This is a genomic window from Acinetobacter sp. YH12138 (assembly GCF_015218525.1).
GTDB classification, from domain to species: Bacteria; Pseudomonadota; Gammaproteobacteria; order Pseudomonadales; family Moraxellaceae; genus Acinetobacter; species Acinetobacter amyesii.
In genome coordinates this window covers 1,722,323-1,739,031 of sequence record NZ_CP048670.1, presented here as the reverse complement: position 1 = coordinate 1,739,031, position 16,709 = coordinate 1,722,323, and the positions used below count along the sequence as shown (strand labels likewise).

General features: G+C 38.2%; 12 protein-coding genes. 11 read left to right on the top strand and 1 reads right to left on the bottom strand.

Annotation, left to right across the window (positions count from 1 at the left end; all coding sequences use genetic code 11):
* Positions 1-18: 18 nt before the first annotated feature.
* The 11 genes from G0029_RS08400 (at position 19) to G0029_RS08350 (ending at position 15,674) form a co-directional block, all read left to right on the top strand.
* Entirely contained in the window at positions 19-522 is a 504-nt protein-coding gene (locus tag G0029_RS08400; protein ID WP_078190771.1) for an Hcp family type VI secretion system effector, read from the top strand.
* 70 nt (positions 523-592) lie between these two features.
* Positions 593-1,069, top strand: a complete 477-nt coding sequence (gene tssE, locus G0029_RS08395; protein WP_078190770.1) for a type VI secretion system baseplate subunit TssE — start codon at positions 593-595, stop codon at positions 1,067-1,069.
* 15 nt (positions 1,070-1,084) lie between these two features.
* Positions 1,085-2,893, top strand: coding sequence for a type VI secretion system baseplate subunit TssF (gene tssF, locus G0029_RS08390; RefSeq protein ID WP_180107931.1), 1,809 nt, complete (start codon positions 1,085-1,087; stop codon positions 2,891-2,893).
* The gene (tssG, locus tag G0029_RS08385; protein WP_180023729.1) at positions 2,857-3,849 is read left to right on the top strand and encodes a type VI secretion system baseplate subunit TssG; all 993 of its coding nucleotides are present in this window, start codon (positions 2,857-2,859) and stop codon (positions 3,847-3,849) included. The genes tssF and tssG overlap by 37 nt, the downstream gene beginning before the upstream one ends.
* A 2-nt stretch (positions 3,850-3,851) precedes the next feature.
* The gene (locus G0029_RS08380) at positions 3,852-5,297 is read left to right on the top strand and encodes a hypothetical protein (RefSeq protein WP_180109703.1); all 1,446 of its coding nucleotides are present in this window, start codon (positions 3,852-3,854) and stop codon (positions 5,295-5,297) included.
* Between the two features lie 28 nt (positions 5,298-5,325).
* A complete protein-coding gene (tssM, locus tag G0029_RS08375) occupies positions 5,326-9,159 on the top strand; it encodes a type VI secretion system membrane subunit TssM (RefSeq protein WP_180107929.1) in 3,834 nt (1,277 codons plus the stop codon).
* A gap of 57 nt (positions 9,160-9,216) precedes the next feature.
* Entirely contained in the window at positions 9,217-10,176 is a 960-nt protein-coding gene (gene tagF, locus G0029_RS08370) for a type VI secretion system-associated protein TagF (protein WP_078190765.1), read from the top strand.
* A 20-nt stretch (positions 10,177-10,196) separates the two neighbouring features.
* Positions 10,197-10,943, top strand: a complete 747-nt coding sequence (locus G0029_RS08365) for an OmpA family protein (RefSeq protein ID WP_227591916.1) — start codon at positions 10,197-10,199, stop codon at positions 10,941-10,943.
* A 400-nt stretch (positions 10,944-11,343) separates the two neighbouring features.
* Complete coding sequence (locus tag G0029_RS08360) at positions 11,344-12,972, top strand: long-chain-fatty-acid--CoA ligase (protein ID WP_180109702.1); 1,629 nt, start codon at positions 11,344-11,346, stop codon at positions 12,970-12,972.
* A gap of 241 nt (positions 12,973-13,213) precedes the next feature.
* Positions 13,214-14,101 carry a DMT family transporter gene (locus G0029_RS08355; RefSeq protein WP_180107927.1) on the top strand — a complete coding sequence of 296 codons (888 nt, stop codon included), beginning with the start codon at positions 13,214-13,216 and terminating at the stop codon, positions 14,099-14,101.
* A 274-nt stretch (positions 14,102-14,375) separates the two neighbouring features.
* Positions 14,376-15,674 (top strand): MgtC/SapB family protein, encoded by a 1,299-nt coding sequence (locus G0029_RS08350; RefSeq protein ID WP_180107926.1) that lies wholly within the window; start codon positions 14,376-14,378, stop codon positions 15,672-15,674.
* A 23-nt stretch (positions 15,675-15,697) separates the two neighbouring features.
* On the opposite strand, the gene yddG is transcribed toward G0029_RS08350, so the two are convergent.
* A complete protein-coding gene (gene yddG / locus G0029_RS08345) occupies positions 15,698-16,621 on the bottom strand; it encodes an aromatic amino acid DMT transporter YddG (protein WP_180107925.1) in 924 nt (307 codons plus the stop codon).
* Between the last annotated feature and the right edge of the window lie 88 nt (positions 16,622-16,709).

Sequence of the window (16,709 nt, the reverse complement as noted above, 5' to 3'; positions counted from 1 at the left end):
AAATAGGTATTCAGAACAATGAAAGATATATACATTCAATTTCGTGGTAAGTACAAAGTAGACGGCGAATCTCGTGATGCAGAGCACAAGAGTTGGTTAGAAGTTAACTCTTGGACGCATAACATCCGTCAACCTAAATCTGCGACTTCTTCAAGTGTGGGTGGTCACACCGCAGAACGTGTAGAACATTCTGACATGGTTTTTGTTAAAGATTTAGATGCGACAAGCCCTAAACTTTGGGAAGCATGTTCAGCAGGTTATACATTTGATGAAGTTCAAATTGATTTTTACCGTGCGAATGGCGACAAACGCATTAAATATCTTCAAATCAAACTGAAACATGTGTTGGTTTCTAGCGTGACACCAACTGTAAATGATGAAGGTGTTCCACACGAATCATTTGGTTTGAAATATGCTGCAGTAGAGTGGACATATAACCAACAAGATATTAACGGTACTGCGAAAGGTGCTGTTACTAAGAAGTGGTCATTATCTAACAACACTGCTTCATACGCAGCGTAATAGATGGATTCAGATAGAGGCTTACTTGGGTAGCCTCTATTTTCATTTTTTTAAATATTTATAAGAAGATATGAATCTCGATCAGCTTTATCCTTATGGTTTTAGAACGACTTTATTTGACCGCTTATTACCAGCAGATGCTCAGCAGACTCAAGGTCTGTCTTTGCAAGAACTTCGTGAATCTGTTGCTTCCGATTTAGAGGATCTCCTCAATAGTCGGGTGGCAAAGTTAGATGAACTGATTGATGACTTTCCATTAGCAAAAAAGTCTATTTTGCAGTTTGGCATTATCGATTTTGTGGGCTTATCGACAGCAAATCCATCGGATCGTGACAAAATTTGTCAGTCAATTGAACAATCGATTGCTGCACATGAACCGCGTTTAAAGCAGATTCGAGTCGAAATGCTCATGGATGGTCATAATATGGGGGCACTATGTTTAAGTATTCAAGCATATTTAAATATTCATCCTTTATATGAGCCAGTTATTTTTGATGCCTTATTAAAACCAACAACACAACAATATGTTATTTCTCCAAGAGCTTAATGAAGTGGGTTATCTGTGATTGAAGAGCTGTTACCGTATTACGAAAAACAACTACAGGAATTTGGACAACAGTCCCGTGAGTTTGCCAGTAAATACCCCAAAATCGCCCAGCGTTTGTCTTTAAACCAAGAACAAATAGATGACCCGCATATTGAGCGTTTAATTCAAGCATTTTCTCTAATTTCTGCACGGATTGATAAAAAACTTGCAGATAGTTATGACGTTTTTACCCGTTCAATTTTTGAGGTGATGTTTCCTCAATATTTAAAACCATTTCCTGCATGTTCTGTAGTAAGCTTCGAAGATATAAATAAAATTAAGCAATTAACAGATCGACACGTTATTCCAAAGGCGACCAGTCTAAAAGCCAAAAGTACGCGCGGTGTTCAATGTGAATATCAGACGGTACAAGAAGTCACATTATTACCGATTCAATTAAAACAGCTCAATTTCAAAACTCATCCATCGGCACATATGCATTTAAATCAAAATGCCACATTGAGCTTAGGATTTGAAATTTTTTCGAATAAGCACGCTTTACTCAAAAATGAAACTTTGCCGATCTTTTTAGACGCTATTTCTAATTTTCCTTTGCAGGTTTTGGATAGTATTTTTAAATCCACTACAAGTTTTTCGATTCGTGTAGGGCAGCACATTTTTGATATTGCCAATCCATTTGAAATTATGGGCTTTGAAGAAGTTCAAAGTGTTCTACCTATCGATCAACATACGCATCATGCATATCGTTTATTGATGGAATATTTTTGTGTTCCTGAAAAATTCAATTTTTTAAATCTAAATTTAGATTTCATTAAGTTTTTAAGTTTAGAACATAGTGAATTTGAAGTTCAAATGCACTTTAAACTCAATTTAAATGATCAAGCGGCGATTCGAAATTATTCAGAATTAAATGCGGCAAATTTTAAATTGTTTGCTACACCAATTGTTAATCTTTTCAATAAACAAGCAGAGCCGCAAAAGATTAATCATAAGCGAATGGAATATCCATTGGTGACAGATGCACACCATCCTGAATATTTTCAAGCCTATAGCATTGTAAAAATGAATATGGTGCGTGAAAAAAGTAACCAAGATGAAGTGTATTATCCTGTACTGCCTTTTTTTGCAATGAGTCATTATCATCAGGATAAAGTCCAGTTTTTTTATAGTTTAAATCCGCAGCAGATGAAGAATAAACATCAGGAATTAAACTATTCAATCATATCTCGTGCTTTAGACCCACATAGCACTCAGTCCGATTTTATTAGTACTGAACTACTATGTAGTAATCGTGAGTTACCTTACGAAAGTTATAATAAAGATCAGAATGCATTAACTCTGAATGATAGTAATTTGGCCCGTCGTGCCCTGATGCTCAAACGACCGTCGTTACCGTATTATTTTGAGCAAAATAAACAAGAACAGTGGCGGGTCATTTCACATTTATCTTTGAATAATATGTCTTTAATGAAAGGCGATACGGTCTCTCATATTAAAGAACTTTTGGAATTGTATAATTTACCTAAATCGAAAGAAAACCAAATTATTATCGACTCCATAAAAAAGATTCAGTTTTCTACCACACAGAAACTTGTAGATAGTAAACCGTTTCCATTATTTGTCAGAGGTTTAAAAGTACAGCTCGATATCGATGCGGATATATTTAGAGGGCATAGCCTGTATATATTTAGTCAATTGCTGGCCCATATCTTTAATTTAAAAGTCAATATGAACAGCTTTGTCGATGTCTCGGTTTTTGATGCAAATAGTCAACAGGAGTTATACCAATGCGTGCAGAACGTTGGTGGCAAGAAAGCTCTGTAATTGACGGACTTTTCCAAGAACCGAAAGCCTACGAGTTTGTTCAAGCTACTCGTTTGTTAAGACATGCACCTTATGGAGCAGCTCAAGTCCATTGGGCCAATGACTTTGAGTTTAATAGTTCACTTAATTTGAACTTCCCGAACACTGAAATTGAAAGTTTAGAGTTCAACGATGAGAAAGTTGAACTGACAAATTTAATGGTGGGTTTAACGGGTATTCAAGGTGCATTACCTTATAGCTATACCAATAAGATTAAGCTCAGCGGGCGACATCAGCGACACGAAACACAAAAGTTTTTAGGGCTGTTTAATCATAAATTAACAGCACATTATGTTGATGCCAGTTTAAATTATCATTTACCTATTCGTTATGAAATCGAGCAGGATAATCACTATCTTGATATTTTACATGCATTAAATGGTTATATCCGTAGCCAGCATGATCAGCCAGATTTAGATGATTATTTTGCTGAATTCTCAGGTTTAATGCAGGGGCAAAACAATACAGCTTATGCATTAAAAACCATGCTGAATTGTATCTTTAAGCAGAAATTTGATATTCGAGAATTTATCCCTGAAACTTTTGTATTTGAAGAAGATCAGAGAACATGTTTAGGTGGATCTCAGCCAAGCTTATTGGGGCTGAATACTTTTTGTGGTGAGAAGATTCAACAGATTGACGAAAAAATTGAAATCGTGATTGGACCTTTAAATCATGAAGATTATTTAACATTTTTACCGAATCAGGCACGCAGCCTAAAATTAAAACAAATGATTCAAACTTGGTGCAGTCCAACATTAATGGTGGATGTGCGCTTAATTTTACAAAAAGAAGAAATAAAACCGGTGTGTTTAAATTCTTTGAGCGGAATTGGTTTAGCTCAGGGAGCATTTTTACAGCCGAATAAACAGGTCGATAATACAGAAACCTGTTATGCCTTAATGGGGAATGCATAATAATGCTGAAATTAATAATTGGAACCTTTAGTACGCTTTTTGTTTTGTGTACTGCTTTCGTGATTTTTTACTGGCGAGATACAGGCTATGACCCGACGGCTTTCGATTTAGTCACATACTTTTTACTTCTTCCTGTCGCTTTATGTGCAATTATTTTGTCGCCTTATTTGCTTTACAAGGGCATTCAACATCAAAAAGAAAAAAAACTTGAAGCTGAAAAACGTGCAGAAGAACAAGCTGAGCAACAACAACTTGAGGCCATTGAACAAGCAAAACCAAAGCCTATTGATGTACAGCAATTTCGTTTAAATGTTTATTCTTCAGCGGCTTGGCATAGTTTTGGTGAAAACGAACAAATTATCCAAGATATTCAACAATTCAAAAGTCCTGAACTCGATGATAAGTTATTTAATGCATACGGTTTGCCTGTTCTTTCATTTCGAATCAAAGATTTAGATGAACTCACTAATGAAGAAGCAGATGATGAATATAGTGCCATCACCATGCGTGAAAAACGAATCCAGTCACTTATTCAGCAACAACTAGAGCAACACGTTGAAAGTCTGTTTTTAATCGCTGAGCATCTGAAGCAATCAGCACTCTTTTATGATAGTGAATTGGCATATCAGTATCGTATGCATCCGGGTTGGGTGGACCCAGACTATACGCAAGATGAACACCCAGAACATTTGGAGAACACTGCACAGCAAGTTTCACGTCTAAATCGTATAAATGTTCATATTTTGCTTGCTGATAATTTGATTCATCAATGGAATGATGATTATGCTCAAATTATTCAGCAGTATCTATCTGACGGATTTTCGATCATTCCCGAACAAATTCATATCGAGCCACATTTTATCGGCACTCAAGTCGCTTATTCAGAATGGTTAAGCATTTTAGAGATGATTTCAAAACAAAAGTTTGAAGTCAGTTTGATTCTCAATGCTGACTCTGAAATCGACCAAGAATGGATTGATGAAAAGATGTGGTTACAAGAAAAATACATTGCTGCAGAGTTTGCATCGAGTTGGTGTTTGGCTGCTTCAGACGTTCAAGTTCGAGGTTTAACTCCAAATAAAGTGCTACAGGTGGTGGCACATGAGCCTGAGTTGAAGCGTAATTTAGAGCTTAAAGCACTGAATAATTTAGATCAGTATGATCAAGAACAACCCTTTTTATTGATGTTAGATGATGCAACGGATATGAAAGTGGTGAAAAAATTACAGTATAAATTTAATGAAACCGCGATTGAAACCTATCATTTTTTATATACAAAACAGAATCTTGGAAATACCCAGCAATTGGCAAAAATTTTTGGATTCATGTTGGGTATGCACTTGCCAGAAGAGTTAACTGCCATGATTTATAGCACAGACCAAGAATCGACATTTGCTTTTATTCAAGCATTTTCAGTAGAAGATGAACTTGAACAAGAAACTGTTTAATTAGAATTAAGACGAAATTGAGAACATTGTGAACACACTATTTTATACGATCCTCGGTTATGTTTGGCAGTACGTCACCAATCCTAAAGCGATGGTGGCTTTGTCATTTTTTGTGGCCATTGTGGCTATGCATAATTCGATTCCACAAAAGACTTTTTACATTGTGGTTGCTGTTTATATTCTCGGATTAATTCTGTGGGGTATTTATGAATTAGTGCAGCATTATCGTCATAAACAGCAAGGCGAAGAGCTAGCTGAGGCGATTGCCAAAGATAATGAAGCTGAATACGGCAAACAAAAGAATAAAGAAGAACTTGCGCTGATCAATCAGCAAATGAAAGACTCGATTCAACTTATCCGTAAATCAAAACTCGGCGACAAAAAGGGTAATGCAGCCCTATATGAATTACCTTGGTACATGGTGATTGGTAACCCAGCAGCGGGTAAAAGTTCAGCGATTTATAATTCTGGTCTTAGATTTCCATTTGAAGAAACTCATCAGAAAATGGTGTCGGCAGGTTTAAGTGGTACACGTAACTGCGATTGGTTTTTCTCTACAGATGGTGTGTTACTCGATACCGCAGGTCGATATTCAGTTTATGCCGAAGACCATTCAGAATGGTTAGGTTTCTTAAATATTCTAAAGAAAAACCGTTCTAAAGCGCCGATTAACGGTTTAATCGTGATTGTTTCTGTGGCTGAGCTTGTCAGTCAAAGCCCTGAAAAATCAATCAAATTAGCCAAAAACTTACGCGCACGTATACAGGATTTGACTGAACGTTTAGAAATTTTTGCGCCAGTGTATATCGTTTTTTCAAAAATGGATTTGATTGCTGGCTTTACTGAATTTTTTGATTGTTATGATAAGGATGAATTTGATCAAGTTTGGGGTGCAACACTGCCTTATGATCCAGACTCATCTGAGCATGCCGTTGAGATGTTCGAAAAGCATTATTCAATTTTATACGATGGTTTGAAGAGCGTCAGTACTACGCACTTGAGTCGTCGTCATTCGCAAAATATTTCTCCAAGTGTAATGACATTTCCACTTGAGTTTAAAAGTTTAAAGCCAGTGTTAAAAACTTTTATTGGTACGTTGTTTCAAGACAACCCTTATCAGTTTAAACCAGTTTTCCGTGGGTTCTATTTCACCAGTGCGCTACAAGAAGGTGTGATTGAAAGTCCAATGACCGAGCAAATCGCTGAAGACTTTCATTTGGTGAAAAGTACGGATAGTGAGTTTGGCATTCCCACGAATTCTGTTTCGCAAGACCATGGTTATTTCTTAAAAGGACTCTTTTCAACCGTCATTTTAAAAGATAAAAATCTAGTTAAACAACATATCAATCCTGCACGTAAACGTCAGCGCTTTATGGCATTTATTGCTGCATTGTTATTGGTTGCTGTGGTGCTTGGGTTATGGGTTTGGTCGTATCGTAATAACCAACAACTCGTGGCGGAAGTTCAAGCTGACTTAGACAAAGTTGTGCAAATGGAAAGCCATAGCGGAAGTGAGCTTTCGACTCAATTGGATGCATTGCTGATATTACAAGGGCATTTACAGCAGCTCGATCACTTTGATGAAGATCGTCCTTTGAAATACAGCTTTGGTTTATACCAAGGGAATAAAATCCGTGAAAAACTTAAAGTTGAGTATTTACGTGGTATTCAACAAATTGTATTGGCACCATCTCAGCAAAATATGGCGCAGTACTTACAACGCGTTAAAGCCAATGAAGCGACGTTGAAAGAAAATCACGTCAATGTGCAAATCACTCAAGCTGTGAAATCAAATCAGCCCTATTTAGAACCATCGGATACTAATCCTCAGGATGCATATAATGCACTGAAGGCTTATTTGATGATGAGCAATCATAAATATATGGAATCGAGCCATTTGAGTGACCAGATTACTCGTTTCTGGCGTTCGTGGTTAGATTCAAATCGTGGTCAAATGCCACGTGGGGAAATGATTCAAAAAGCCGAACAAGTTTTATCTTATGCGATGACTTTAGCTGCTGATCCTGCGTTTCCGCAAATGGAATCTGATCCTTTATTGGTAGATCAAACACGTCAATTATTGACGGCTGTTACTATGGGTATTCCTGCACGTGACCGCGTTTATAATGAAATTAAAATGCGTGGTTCGGTACGTTTCCCTGCAGTAACTGTGAAGCAAATTTTAGGTGAAACAGGCCAAAACAGCATGTTAGGTAGTTATGCTTTGCCGGGTATTTTTACTTACCAAGCATGGAATGATTATGTAAAAGATGCGATTAACCAAGCTGCGAATAATCCGACAGATACCCAAGATTGGGTACTCAATACCAATCGCTCTGATGACCTGACGTTTAGTGGTAGTCCAGATCAGATCAGTAAACAGTTAACCGAACTTTATAAGCAGGAATATATCGCTGAATGGCGTAAATTTTTAAATGCTGTGCATTATGGCAAAGGTGCAGATGTTGCTCAGCAGTCACGTTTTATCGATATTTTAGGTGAACCTGAGAATTCGCCAATTCGTAAAGTGGTCGACCGTATTGCCAAAGAAACCAGCTGGGATAATCCAATTGTTCAAGCAGAACTGGCTGCGCCTCAGAAAGGTTTTATTGCGTGGTTTAAACGTAAAGTCCTCAGCCGTGATGATGCGCAGCAGGCACAGCAAGTTGCTTCTAAAGCCGGTCAAGGCGTTATTGCAAAAGAGTTTGATGTGTTCTATCAACTAGTTCGTAAGCGTGATGATCAGCAAAACAAATCTATTTTAGATGAATACATGCTGTCTTTGAGTCAAGTACGTAGTAAGTTCAATGATTTGAAGAGTGGCGGTGATATGGGACCTGCAAGCATGACATTGGTGAAACAAACCATCAATGATCAAAGCTCTGTCTTTAATAGCACGCAAAAATTTGTGGATGAAAAAATGTCTGTGGGTCTGAATGAATTAGACCAGCAGTTGATTCAAAAGCTCTTTATGCAGCCGGTGACCCAGTCATTTGAAGTATTACTGATCCCAGCTCAAAACGAAATTAATAAGTTGTGGGCAATGCAGGCGTATCAACCATTTACAACCAATCTTGCACCTAAATATCCATTTAATAGCAATGCTACTTTACAAGCGACCAGTAATGAAATTAGCCAAATTTTTGGTGAAAACGGAAGTATCGCTCGTTTTGTAAAAGAATATTTGGATCCATTGGTGATTCGTCGAGGCTATACCTTAACCACGAAAACATGGAAAGATTTGGGCATTGGTTTAAATCCACAATTCGTAGCGAACTTCCAACGCTATGTTGCGCCAAGTAATGGCGTTGCTACAGGGGAATTGAGTCAAGCAGCACCTGCGGCAACCAATCAATCGAACTTCCAGTTCTTCCCATTAGAAAATACACAGTTGCTTTCATATACCATTGATATTGATGGTCAGCGTATGGTGTATGAAAACGGTGTTCAGCAATGGGTGAACTTCGTTTGGCCAAATAAAGGGGCAATTCCGGGTGCACGTATTACTGCAATTGACTTGGAAGGTCAAACGCATACGATTTTTGATGAGCCAGGTGAATATGGTATTAACCGATTGGTTGAAGGCGCTCAGCGTACACAAAATGGTAATTCATTTGAAATGGTGTGGCGTAGCAAACAAAATCCAAAAGTGTTTGTTAAAGTGAATTTCCGTTTAATTAGTGGTAACGCATCTGGCCCAACTACAGGTTCAGGCTATTCAGGTATGACTCTTGTTGATCAAGTGGTGACGAATAAAGGTGTTCGTGTCGTCGCAGCGCAAACGATGCCTGCAGGACAAGCGCCTGTAGCGCCACCAGCGACTTCACCGATGAGTGTTGTACAAGGAACAGCAACACCATGATGATGAATTTAAAAATGAGAGCGGTGGCATTCGTGCAAAAGAACAAGGAGTGTGACGATGTATGAAGTGAGAACGACACCGCTGTATTATGGAAAATGTCCAGCTCGTGGTGACTTCTTAAAGAGCCGTGAACAATATTCACTGATTCAGTTAATCGATCAGTGGATCACGGAGGCGCTTGAGTTCGCTATGCGTTCAGACAATTTTAATGCAGCGTATAACTCACTGCCTTCATTAGATTTCTTTATTGCCAGTCCAAAAGATAAGCGTTTTTTGGTTGCCAATTTGATTAGCAGTGAAGACAGTTCAAAGCGTCAATTTCCAATGGTGCTCGCTCATCTGCTAGAAATCGATGATCCTTTCGATAATATTTTGTATGCACCATATCGTTATAAACAAACCTTAATTGACTTATATCAGCGTAACCGAGTGATGCGTTCTATTCGCGATCCCGATATTTTGCTCGATAAATTAGGCAAATTGAATAACGAAATCCAAGTGTTCGGAACAGAAGAAACCTCTTCTTTTTATGAGCACCATACGTTGCATTCATTTGCACGTTTATTGAATTTTACGCCTTATCAGTTGGCGCAAAGCATGATTGGTCTCGGTTTGCTGCTACAACCGATTATTCATCAGGGCACGTCTCGGTTGAATAAAGTGTTGATCTTACCGATCAATAATATTAGTTACTGCTATGAAATCGCGGCTTTTTGGGTCAATTTAATTAGTCGTTTTGTCGAAAACCAAGATGCTGAGTTACTCATTGGCATCCTACACAGTGATTCACCTGTTTTACTGTTTGGTTTTCAAGGTGCTGATATTACTGCACTTAGTGATGTTTTCACCCAAAATATGCAAAGTGATCATTGGGTTTCCCTGATCGATGCCAGTTGGATTGATCCTTATCTTGAACAAAATGCAGGCTTAGCCGTTTTGGAACAGTCTTTGAGTGAGCGTCAGATCAGCCTTATTCATGGCATTAAACTTTTTAGACAGACTTTTATAGAAGAATAATGATGCAAAGAATCTTACCAATGTTGCCCAAATTTATTGCGAGTGTATGCATTTTAGGTTGTTCGACTTTGCTTTGGGCAGAGCCTATTGTGATTGAAGGTGCTGTACCGAATGAAGCAACCAAGCAAGAAATATTAAATAAAGCCTATTTGACCTATGGTCAGGCAAATGTGGTTGATAAAATTCAGGTTCGAGCGGTTACAGCACCTAATGGTTGGGGTAATAGCGTAAGCCAAATGATTAATGACGACTTAAAAAAAGTAAAACAGGGGAAACTCTCTGTACGCGGAACGCAAGTCGATTTAAGTGGCAAGATGTCAAATCAAAATGATATCCAACCCACGACCACCAAGTTTCAGTCTTTGGTCACAGCACCTTTTCGTTTCAATGCACAGCTTTCTGTCAATCAGGCTGAACAGGCCATTATTGATGCGGCTTTACGTAATCGTATTATTGAATTTGAATCTGGAAGCGCGATTTTAGCACCATCTGGGGTACAGATCTTAGATGAAATGGTTATCGCACTGAATCGCGTCGGTGGGAAAAAAGTACGAATTATTGGTCACACAGACAGCTCAGGGAATCCTGAGAAAAACTTAAGTTTAAGCCAAGATCGTGCTAATGCAGTTAAAAACTACCTGATTTCAAAAAATATTGCAGCGGCGAACTTAAGTACTGAAGGGATGGGCTCAAATAAGCCTGTGGCAGACAATGCTACGCCTGAAGGCCGTAAGAAAAACCGTCGTATTGAGTTTGAAGTGCTGTAACTATTGTAACTACAACGGCTAATGCGACGATTGAACCCAGTGTATCTAGACTGGGTTTTTTTATGCCAATTGACTCAGTCGATTATTTGATAACTGAAATCGACATTTTTTAAAGCAAAAGAACGAAAACAAAATAGGAACATATTTTGAATTGGGATGATGCTATTAATTTTTGCATTATATACCACTAAAGCATTCATATTTTGAGCAATAAAACAGTGGATTCTAAAATCAATTAAGGTTAAAACATAAGAATCAGTTTTGGATATGCGTTTCATATCTACTGCTTTAACCTTGTCGATAAAGAACAATCACTTTTGACATGGTGCAAAGTTTTAAAAAATCTGCAGGACAGTGCGGAAAAACAACAACTCAATATGGATGAATGTGGGAGCAAAGAATGCTTGGTAATATGATGTTTAAACCGCTTTTGATTAGTAGCATGATTGAACATGCGGGTCGCTATCATGCGGATAGTTTAGTAATTTCAAAAAATACAGACTCGACGATTACGAAAACCACTTGGGGTGATGTCCATAAAAATTCAAAACGATTTGCTAATGTTCTTGCTTCACTCGGTTTAAATTTAGGGGATCGTGTTGCGACCATCGCTTGGAATAACCACCGTCATTTAGAGTCTTGGTACGCTATTTCAGGTAGCGGCTATGTTTGTCACACCATTAATCCGCGTTTATTTCCAGAACAATTAATTTTTATCATCAATGATGCCGCAGACCGCGTGATGTTATTTGATAAAACCTTTTTGCCTTTAATCAAAGCAGTAAAACCACTATTAAAATCTGTTGAACATTTTATTTGTTTAGATGCACCGGATGCAGCAATTGTCGAAGCGGTGCCAGATGTTAAATTTTATGATGAACTTATCGCGGGACAATCTGCAGACTATACATGGCCAGAATTAGATGAATTATCGGCTAGTTCTTTATGTTATACCTCGGGTACCACAGGCAATCCAAAAGGCGTGTTGTATAGCCATCGTTCAACAGTCTTACACAGTTATGCGATTTGTATGCCGGATTCATTAAATATCTCAGCGCGAGATATTATGATGCCCGTTGTACCGATGTTCCATGTCAATGCATGGGGTACGCCATACGCTGCGGCAATGGTGGGATGTACTTTAGTGCTGCCAGTCCCAGGTTTAGATGGTGCGAGCCTGACGCAAATGATTGATGACTATAAAGTATCCGTTGCATTGGGCGTTCCAACGATTTGGCAAGGTTTAATTAATGCTGCGCAGCAAGCGGGTAGTCAGCTTGAAAGTTTAGTGCGTAATGTGGTTGGTGGATCTGCTTGTCCTCCTGCGATGTTAAAAGTGTTTAAAGAACAATTTAACTGTGAAACGATTCATGCTTGGGGAATGACCGAAACCAGTCCATTAGGTTCTTCAAACCAATTTAAAGCCAAACATTTGTTATTATCTGAAGAAGAACAATTACAAGTACGATTATCACAAGGTCGTCCGCCATTTGGAGTTGATTTACGTATTACCGATGAAGAAAACGGTACACATGAAGTTGCACGTGATGGCGAAACGACGGGTAATTTACAGATCCAAGGGCATTGGATTATTGGCAATTACTTTGGCAAAACAGAGTCTGCATTAACCTCAGATGGTTGGTTTGATACCGGGGATATTGCAACCCTGAATGAAGATGGTTTCTTAAAAATTAGTGACCGTTCAAAAGATTTGATCAAATCGGGTGGTGAATGGATTTCTTCTGTTGAGTTAGAAAACTTGGCTATGGGACATCCTAAAATTGCAATGGCAGCAGTGATTGCAGCGACTCATCCGAAATGGGATGAGCGACCTGTTTTGATTGCAATTAAAAAGCCAGATGTCGATTTATCTGATACAGAAATTTTGGATTATTATGCAGATAAAGTCGCTAAATGGCAGGTGCCAGATAAAGTGATTTTCGTGGATGCTATTCCTTTGAGTGGAACAGGTAAAATGCTGAAAAAAGATTTACGTGAGCAATTTGGTGCTGTACTACTTGAAAGCTAACTTACTGTAAGTTACCAACTAAATGTTGGTAAGGAGCAAAACGCAAAGGTAACATGCCTTTGCGTATTTTTATAAAAACTTAAATTTTGATAAATACCATATTCTTAATATGAGGTTTTTAAATAAAATTTTTTCAATGAATCCATAACCAAGTTCAATGAATAATCTAGCCGTGTTAGGTCGCATTCAATTCAATAAAAGCGTAAATTGATGAGGCATCCACCGTTAAACCACCTTTCTTATGTTTCCAGTTTGGATCTTATTCACTTTAATGGCTGCTTTTATGCAGTCATGGCGCAATGCATTTCAAAAACAACTCAGTACCACTGTTGATGTGTATGGTGTCACCCTTGCACGGTTTATTTTTGGGCTCCCATTTGCCTGCATTTATTTATTTGTGCTGTACCAACAACAGCCTGTGACTCACGTGACCACATTTACACCTATGTTTTGGATCTATGTGGTGATTGCAGGACTAAGTCAAATTTTAGCGACGATTTTAATGGTCTTGCTTTTTAAGCAAAAGAATTATGCCATCGGCGTCGGTTTAGCGAAAAGTGAAGCCATCTTTGCGGCCATAGTGGGGGTGATTTTCTTAAGTGAACATTTAAGTTTATTTGGTTGGATTGGTGTTTTGGTTGGTGGCATAGCCGTTTTTCTTTTAAGCAAAGGTTCTCAACGACAAAAGTTATCTTTGCCAACTTTATGCATCGGTGTAGGGAGTGGATTAAGTTTTGCCATTACCTCTTTATTGGTTCGTGAAGCCAGTTTAGAGCTAAGTGATTTACCGACTTTGCATCGTGCGGCGTGGGTATTGTTGAGTGTAATTGGCTTTCAATGTGTGATTATGCTGCTGTACCTCAGTCTATTTAGCCGCAAAACGCTCATTGCCATGTGGGATAGAGTCGGTCTGACCTTTCGCGTTAGTGTCTGTAGCTTTCTAGCATCCTTGGGCTGGTTTACTGCTATGAGTATGCAAACGGTTGCGATTGTCAAAACCCTAGGTCAAATCGAAATATTATTTAGCCTCTTAATCTCTGCCTATTTCTTTAAGGAAAAACTCGCAAGAACCGATCATTGGGGTTTAGCCCTAGTGGTGATTGCGGCGATTATGGTGATTTGGGCTTAATGTGTGCTTTAAACAGACATGAAGGTAAAAAAAGTCCGAATTTAAGTCAGATTTTCGAATATTTTTTTAATTAAAAGATGAGAAATATTTGATGTCCACTAGGATATTTATCATTGAATTGTTTATGATTTAAAGTATGACTAAACTTTGAACATGATTGAAAATGCTCAAGTTGTTCAATTTATATGTTTTTTTCAAATTTTAGCGTTAAATTTTTATATTATTTTTTTTTATATTGCCAAAATAAACAATGTATTGATGGGAGGGCTTAAATTTGGAAATACTCATACAAACATTATCCTTCCCAGCGTTGTTAACTATTTTAGCTTCGGCTTTAGGCTGTGGATTGCTCATCGGTTTGGAGCGTCAACGTAACAACAATTTGGACAGTGAACAGAGCTTTGCCGGTTTACGCTCATTTACCATTTGTGCGCTGTTTGGAGCATTGTGTTTTTTAATCCATTTAGCTGTTGGTGTAATCGGTGCAATTGTCGTCAGTATGTTTAGCTATTATGGATTAAGTCAACAAAAACAAGATATTGGAACAACCACTGAACTTGCTTTTGTCATGACTTATTTGATCGGCGCCGCTTGTGTTTTTAATATTCCACTTGCTGCGTGTTTGGCTGTGGTGTTGACCCTCATATTATTTGGAAAAAAAGGCTTACATCATTTTGCAGCGCATTGGATCAAAAACTATGAGTTAAGAGATGGGGTCTTTTTACTGGCATTGATCCTAATTGCCTTACCTTTAACGCCGAATCAAGCCTATTGGGGTTCAGTATTAAATCCCTATGTGATTTTAAAATTACTGATATTGATCTTGGTGGTGCAGTCATTAGCGCACATCGCCAAGCGGCTATTATCCTCTGATAAAGCGATTATCTTATCGGCCTTGGCATCAGGTTTTGTGTCGAGCACAGCAACAATCGCAAGCTTAGGCATGGAAGTGCGAGCAGGAAAAGCCAGTGCCAAAAGTAATGCAGGGGCAGGACTTTTTTCATGTGTTGCGACATTGGTTCAACTCTTGATCATCGTCCTTGGGGTGAGTTTTGCATGGTTTAAAATATTAGTTATACCAAGTATCGTCGGCATCTTGATATTGGTCCTTGCTGCGCTATATCTGATTTATGGCTCATCTCAAGTTCAGCATAATAAAGAGTCAGAACCCGAAATGCTTCATGTAGAGGCGAATGAACCAGCAAAGTTAGAAAAGACTGATAGTCGAATGTTTAGCTTAAAACAGGCGGCAATCATAGCCATCACGCTTACTTTGATTCAAACACTTGTCTATGGATTAAATCTCGCTTTAGGTGATAAAGGTTTAATTTTAGGGACATTATTGGCATCACTCTTTGAAGTCCATGCAGCTATGGCAACCGTGGTGATGCAAGGTAATATCGACAATTTCACACTGGTTTATGCTGTGGTGATTGGATTATCAGCCCATGCAATTTCAAAATGTGTGAATGCATTTCTCACAGGTGGATGGAAATATTTTCTATATTTTGCACCAACACAGTTACTTCACATGCTGTGCCTAATCGCGGTTTTGCTATTCAGTTTAAGATAAATGAGCCAAGTGACTGCTTCTTATTATTCATGGCGCAATTGCATTAATCTGGCTTTAATTTGTGGCCAACTGGTTGAAATCCAACATACCAGCGAACCGAATGTCACCAAAATGGCACCATGCCAAAAACTTAAACTCAGTGGTGTCTGTAATATAAACATTGAAATAACCGAAGAAAAAATCGGACTAAAATACGATAAGGTCACCAATATCGTAATATTGCCTTTTATAATACCAACATTCCACGCTGCATAGCCCAATGCGGTCACGATGGACACGATTAACATATACTTACCGGTATGTAAGTCTACGGCAGGCATTCGCGGGATACCGTGAAATATCAACATTTTTAGCCATAGCACAATGGTGATCACGACGAAAAAGAATGAAATAGGGTTATGTCCATGACTGTATTTACGGGTAATCACACAGTAGAGTGACCATAAACTCGCGCCCATAAAAGCAAGAAAATAGCTTAATGGATTGGACTGAATGTTCGTAAAGACTGTAGACCAGTTAAAACTTCCATTACCCGTTTGGATCAAAATAATGCCGCCCAAACTAATGGCTAAACCAATGATTACGAAAAAGTTAAATTTTAATTCTTTAAATAATATTAACGCGGCAATTGTCAGACTCGGCCATAAATAGTTGACTAAACTGATTTCAATCGCTTGTTGAGCTGTTTGAGCCAAAGCAATGGCATACGAAAAACACAACTCATAAATCACAAATAAAAGGGTGGCGTATATCAAAAATTGGCGCGGAACCAGTTTAAGGTTTGGAATTTTAAATAAGAGCAATAGAATAATTGCGCTCAAGGTATACATAAAGAGCACAGCAAGATCAGGGCCAATACTGAAACTAATTTTCTTAAGTAAACCAACAATAGAAGACCATTGTAAGATTGCACTGAATCCAATCAGCGTTGCAAGATTTTTGGACATGATTGCTCGAAGATTTCGCAAATAGCGAATGAATTTTTAATTTTTATTATAGTCTTTATTCAGTCGTTTAGTATAAGCGTGAAAATTA

What these genes read in the sequence shown, in the direction of transcription:
- G0029_RS08400 (WP_078190771.1), top strand. Translation starts at nt 19, where the DNA reads ATGAAAGATATATACATTCAATTTCGTGGTAAGTACAAAGTAGACGGC.
- tssE (WP_078190770.1), top strand. Translation starts at nt 593, where the DNA reads ATGAATCTCGATCAGCTTTATCCTTATGGTTTTAGAACGACTTTATTT.
- tssG (WP_180023729.1), top strand. Translation starts at nt 2,857, where the DNA reads ATGCGTGCAGAACGTTGGTGGCAAGAAAGCTCTGTAATTGACGGACTT.
- G0029_RS08380 (WP_180109703.1), top strand. Translation starts at nt 3,852, where the DNA reads ATGCTGAAATTAATAATTGGAACCTTTAGTACGCTTTTTGTTTTGTGT.
- tagF (WP_078190765.1), top strand. Translation starts at nt 9,217, where the DNA reads ATGTATGAAGTGAGAACGACACCGCTGTATTATGGAAAATGTCCAGCT.
- G0029_RS08365 (WP_227591916.1), top strand. Translation starts at nt 10,197, where the DNA reads ATGTTGCCCAAATTTATTGCGAGTGTATGCATTTTAGGTTGTTCGACT.
- G0029_RS08360 (WP_180109702.1), top strand. Translation starts at nt 11,344, where the DNA reads ATGCTTGGTAATATGATGTTTAAACCGCTTTTGATTAGTAGCATGATT.
- G0029_RS08355 (WP_180107927.1), top strand. Translation starts at nt 13,214, where the DNA reads ATGTTTCCAGTTTGGATCTTATTCACTTTAATGGCTGCTTTTATGCAG.
- yddG (WP_180107925.1), bottom strand. Translation starts at nt 16,621, where the DNA reads ATGTCCAAAAATCTTGCAACGCTGATTGGATTCAGTGCAATCTTACAA.